The 686-nt window shown below is 53.5% G+C and carries 1 protein-coding gene; it reads right to left on the minus strand.

Annotated features, from left to right (window positions below):
• Positions 1-262: 262 nt before the first annotated feature.
• Positions 263-686, minus strand: a 424-nt coding sequence (locus tag XH98_RS12930) for a hypothetical protein (RefSeq protein WP_271618809.1), incomplete at its 5' end; no start/stop codon positions are given.

The following is a 686-nucleotide window of genomic DNA, read 5'->3' on the forward strand; positions in this document are numbered from 1 at the left end:
CACAGAATCACAGAATCTCTAGGTTGGAAGAGACCTCAAGATCATCGAGTCCAACCTCTGACCTAACACTAACAGTCCCCACTAAACCATATCCCTAAGTTCTACATCTAAACGTCTTTTGAAGACTTCCAGGGATGGTGACTCAACCACCTCCCTGGGCAGCCTGTTCCAATGTCTAACAACCCTTTCAGTAAAGAAATTCTTCCTAACATCTAACCTAAAACTCCCCTGGCGCAACTTTAGCCCATTCCCCCTCGTCCTGTCACCAGGCACATGGGAGAACAGGCCAACCCCCACGGCTACAGCCTCCTTTAATGTACTTATACAGAGCAATAAGGTCACCCCTGAGCCTCCTCTTCTCTAGGCTGAACAAGCCCAGCTCCTTCAGCCGCTCCTCATAGGACTTGCTCTCCAGGCCCCTCACCAGCTTCGTCGCCCTTCTTTGGACCCGCTCAAGCACCTCGATGTCCTTCTTGTAGCGAGGGGCCCAAAACTGAACACAGTACTCGAGGTGCGGCCTCACCAGAGCCGAGTACAGGGGGACGATCACCTCCCTAGCCCTGCTGGTCACAGTGTTTCTGATACAAGCCAGGATGCCGTTGGCCTTCTTGGCCACCTGAGCACACTGCTGGCTCATATTCAGCCGACTGTCCACCATCACTCCCAGGTCCTTCTCTGCCTGGCAG

Origin of the sequence: Bradyrhizobium sp. CCBAU 51745, assembly GCF_028128715.1 — a bacterium.
In the GTDB taxonomy this organism is placed as follows: domain Bacteria; phylum Pseudomonadota; class Alphaproteobacteria; order Rhizobiales; family Xanthobacteraceae; genus Bradyrhizobium; species Bradyrhizobium manausense.